Consider the following 4,608-nt stretch of genomic DNA (forward strand, 5'->3'; position numbering starts at 1 on the left):
CGACAACTTCGCCATCGCCTTCACCCCAAGCATCGCCGACAACTTCGCCATCGCCCAAACCTTCGCCATCGCCCAAACCTTCGCCATCACCAACAACTTCGCCATCACCAACAACTTCGCCTGTAGCTTCCCCAATTAGCTATTCGGTGATTGTCTCCCAAGAAGCTACGCCTCCAGTATTACCGACGACTTCGCCATCACCAACAGAGTCTCCCGAAAGCTCGCCAACACCAACACCAACACCAACACCAACACCAACACCAACACCAACACCAACAGAGTCTCCAGAAAGTTCGCCAACACCAACACCAACACCAACACCAACACCAACACCAACACCAACAACATCCCCATCCCCCAGTCCAGCCACAAGTCCTTCTGTTCCTTCAACTCCTAGAAAAACATCGCGCATGGTAGTAATTGGTACATCTCAATTTGTGACTAACGGTTGGTTTGAGCAACAACTCAATAGCGACGTGTTTCTCAACTCGGTCAGTTGGTTGAGTAAACCAGACCAGCAAAGCTTTTCTATCAGTCCGAAAAAAGCTACCAACCGCCGCCTTAACATGACTGTTGACCAAGGATTGTTGCTGGTTTTAGCTTGGATGATTTGGCCTTTACTCGGAGTGGGAATTGGTGGCACTCTTTGGTGGAAGAGAAGATAATTGCGAAGGAAGAAGGAAGTTAGGGAACGGATTGTGAAACGGATTTAACGGATTTATTTGCCTCTTTCTTGTTTTTAAATCCATTACCAATTCCCCTAGGGCGCGTCAGAGGAATAATTATCAGTCTGCTGTCAAAATAGTTAGCCCTGACGCACCCTACAATAACTATTTATTGTTTTTCCACCAACGACTAATGACCAATGACCAATGACTAATCACTAATCACTAATGACCATGCCGAATTCCGAGTTATTATGAAATTGCAGAAAAATACATTCATATTGATAGGCGTCGCCCTCAGCATGATTGGGTTAGTTTCTTTGTACGAGATGCAAGTGCCCCCAAAGCAGGAAGTGGCTAAGGAAGAAAAACATAAAATTTTTACTTTCAAGTCCGATCGCGTACAATTCTTTACAGTCAAAACTCCGGAAAATATCTTGACTTTTGAGCGAGTTTATGCGACAAAAGGAGGCAAGTCTAGCTGGGAAATGAAATTACCAGTGCAAGCACACGCGAGTCAGGCATCGGTGGATTTTTTGCTAGATAGGCTGGGAACAGGAAAGAGCGATCGCACAATAGATATTACTGCGGCTCAACTGCCAGAATTCGGTCTCGACCAACCGCAGGCCACAGTCACAGTCAAGCTGGACAACCAGGAAACTCACCGCCTAGTTTTAGGCAAAACAGACTTTAGCGGCCGCTTCTTGTACGCCCAAGCCAACCCGGCGGAAGTGCCACCTCAAAATAAGACCCAAACTTTGCCAGTGCTGCTGGTACCTTTTGACTTTAAAAATGCCGTCCAACGACCTTTGTCTGAGTGGAAAAAAGCAGAAGCGCCCAAAACAGAGCTCTCGCCAACACCCTCTCCGACTGCTTCTGGCACTGCTTCTGGCACGCCAAGTCCTGAGAATCAATAGATGCTAGGTCGATCTCAGATGCTGTAACATTCTCAATCAGCCTTTTATCAACAGGCTTTCCGGCCTGTTCCACAAGAAAATTCACTCTTTGTGGAACAGGCCGGAAAGCCTGTTGCTGACAATGGTGCGCTCTGAGATAAAATCTAAGGAACAAATTCTAAAACCTCTCAATTCCAACATTCCTCGCCTAAAATACAGAAAAGTATAAAGTTAAACTGTATTCAAGCGGCGTGCATTACTCCCAGGAAAGGGCGAATATGTTTCAGACAGCACTCAACCAAGGTACGACAGCAACGGATACAGCGCTTGACGTTGAACTCCGCAAGGTCTTTAAGGTATTTAATGGCGAAACCGCAGTCCGCGGAGTTGACCTCAGCATTCGTCAAGGAGAATTTTTTAGCATTCTCGGGCCCTCCGGCTGCGGTAAGACTACGACGCTGCGCTTAATTGCTGGGTTCGAGACTCCCTCGGCGGGCGAATTGATGATTCGCGGCCAGTCGATGACGAATACTCCAGCTTACCGCCGTCCGGTAAATACTGTGTTTCAAAGCTACGCTTTGTTCGGACACATGAATGTTTGGGACAACATCGCTTTTGGATTGCGGATTAAAAAGCTCGGGAAATCGGAAGTAGAAGAACGGGTACAGGAAGCTTTGCAATTGGTGAAAATGGAATCTTTCGCCAACAGGTTTCCGGGTCAAATGTCGGGCGGCCAGCAGCAGCGGGTGGCTTTGGCGAGAGCTCTGGTAAATCGACCGGCGGTTCTGTTGCTGGACGAACCTCTGGGTGCTCTGGATTTGAAGTTGCGCAAGCAGATGCAGTTGGAATTGTCGAATTTGCATCAAGAGTTGGGTTTGACTTTTGTGATGGTGACTCACGACCAAGAAGAGGCGATGAGTCTTTCTAACCGGATTGCGGTGATGCACGAGGGCAGGATCGAGCAAATTGGTTCGCCTGAAGAAATTTATGAGTGCCCGCAGACGGCTTTTGTGGCGGATTTTATTGGCGATACGAATTTGTTTTCTGGTACGGTGGAGGCGATCGACCGATCGACTGTTACAGTTCGCACATCAGCTAATCTGAAAATAGTCGTTCAGCAGTCGGATATGTGGAATGGCGTCATCGGTGACTCTGTGGTGGTTAGCGTCCGGCCTGAAAAAGTATATTTGAATCTCTACCAGCCGGAATTGTCGGTCAACTGCTTTGAAGGGCGACTCAAAAATATCATGTACATGGGCACCCACGTTTATTATGTGGTTGAGTTGGCGTCGGGCGATAAAATTACGGTGCGCCAACCCAATACGGGCGGTTCTTTCCCAGACCCGCAGACGCCGATTTATGCTTACTGGGGAACTACTGATTGTCTCGCTTTGGGCGATAGAAAATAATTAGTCTGTTGACTGTTGACTGTTGACTGTTGACTGTTGACTGTTGTCAGTTGTCAGTTGTTAGTTCCAATAACAAATAACCAATAACAGATAACCAATGCCCAATGCCCAATGCCCTATTCCCAATGCCCTATTCCCAATTCCCAATTACCATTTTTTGAATCTGTGCCTCCGACAAATCTACCAATTTCCAGGATTATTCCGGCTAATTCCACACGCCGTCAGTTCCTAAAAAATTCGGCGGCGACAATTTCTGGGTTAGCCCTTTCCAGTTGCGGGTGGCGGCTTGCAGACGTACAATCTGCTCCTCCGGTCAAAGGTGCTGCCGACCAACTTTTCATCTATACTTGGGCTGGCTATACCGATAAAGCTTTGCTCGATCGCTTTGCCGAAAAAACCGGTATCCGCGTCGTTGCAGACGTATTTGACTCCAATGAGGCGATGCTGGCTAGAGTTCAAGCCGGCGGTGGCCGGGCCTACAGCATCATTTACCCATCTGACTACATGGTGATTCAGATGAAGGAACTGGGGCTGTTGAGCCAATTAGACCACTCAATTTTGGGAGGACTCGATCGCCTCAAAAAGCAGTTCCAAAACCCTGTATACGACCCAGGAAACCGCTACAGCGTACCTTTGGCTTGGGGAACCACAGGCTTAATTTACAACAGCGAACAGCTCAAAGAACCTCCGGTCGATTGGGACTATTTGTGGAAACACAAACAGGAGTTGACAAGGCGAATGACTCTGGCAAATGATGTTCGAGAAGTGATGGGTGCGGCCCTCCGGATGCTGGGCTATTCTCTCAATTCTACGAACAGCGAGCAAGTCAAAAAAGCTTACGAAAAGTTGGTAGAGTTAAAACCGTCGATCGCCTCTTTTACGACTGACGCTTGGCGGCCGCAAATTCTGACGGGGGATTTGAAACTAGCCATGTGTTACTCTTCTGATGCCAATGAAGTCATTCCAGATAATGACAAATTGCGCTACGTCGTGCCAAAAAGCGGTTCTTCCCTGTGGACTGACACTTTAGTAATTCCTAAAGGTGCTCCCAATCCCGAAGCAGCTTATAAATGGATCAACTTTATGCTACAAGCGGATGTTGCTGCTTCTTTAGTAGAACGGCTCAGTTTTTCAACTCCTTCGGAAGATGCTTTTAGTTTGCTGACGCCGGAAGTGCGGACTAACGAAATTCTTTTCCCTTCCGAGGCTACTTTAAAAAATTGCGAAGGTGTGGCTCCGGTAGGAAAATTTATAGACGTGTACGATCGCTATTGGACTAAGTTAACCAGCGGTTAATCTTATTTATTGCCAGAAATTTCATGTACATTTAGATTTATCGTGGGGGCTGGTTGAGGAAATTACTTATTTTAGCGGTAGATTGCGGATCGTTGGTGTCAAATCAAGACTGAAACCCTCTGTATCTCTGGCTGGTAGCTGAGTCTAGATCGCCCTGGCGCCCCCCTGAATTCGGGGGGGACAAGAGTCTGCTCAAAGTCCCCCTCCCACCAGGGGGATGCGAGGGGGATCGGGACTCGAATAAAAGTGATATTTATCATGGTTTCAGGCTGGAGTAAACACCAGTGATATCAAATCCTCTCTTCATCGTCCTGTATTAATCTCTCTCTTCTCTTCCTTTGC

General features: G+C 47.5%; 4 protein-coding genes. All 4 read left to right on the plus strand.

The window, feature by feature from the left end:
- The first annotated feature begins 146 nt into the window (after positions 1-146).
- Positions 147-665: a hypothetical protein gene (locus QT974_RS26795; RefSeq protein ID WP_333471448.1), complete on the plus strand. Its 519-nt coding sequence runs from the start codon at positions 147-149 to the stop codon at positions 663-665.
- Between the two features lie 254 nt (positions 666-919).
- Positions 920-1,582, plus strand: a complete 663-nt coding sequence (locus tag QT974_RS26800; RefSeq protein ID WP_333471449.1) for a DUF4340 domain-containing protein — start codon at positions 920-922, stop codon at positions 1,580-1,582.
- Between the two features lie 257 nt (positions 1,583-1,839).
- Complete coding sequence (locus tag QT974_RS26805) at positions 1,840-2,970, plus strand: ABC transporter ATP-binding protein (RefSeq protein WP_333471450.1); 1,131 nt, start codon at positions 1,840-1,842, stop codon at positions 2,968-2,970.
- Positions 2,971-3,135: 165 nt separating this feature from the next.
- Positions 3,136-4,266, plus strand: a complete 1,131-nt coding sequence (locus tag QT974_RS26810; RefSeq protein WP_333471452.1) for an ABC transporter substrate-binding protein — start codon at positions 3,136-3,138, stop codon at positions 4,264-4,266.
- Positions 4,267-4,608: the final 342 nt, after the last annotated feature.

The sequence above is a fragment of the Microcoleus sp. BM001215392 genome (genome assembly GCF_036700185.1).
Taxonomy (GTDB): domain Bacteria; phylum Cyanobacteriota; class Cyanobacteriia; order Cyanobacteriales; family Microcoleaceae; genus Microcoleus.

Coding starts and splice junctions, on each gene's coding strand:
- QT974_RS26800 (WP_333471449.1), top strand. CDS start 920: ATGAAATTGCAGAAAAATACATTCATATTGATAGGCGTCGCCCTCAGC.
- QT974_RS26805 (WP_333471450.1), top strand. CDS start 1,840: ATGTTTCAGACAGCACTCAACCAAGGTACGACAGCAACGGATACAGCG.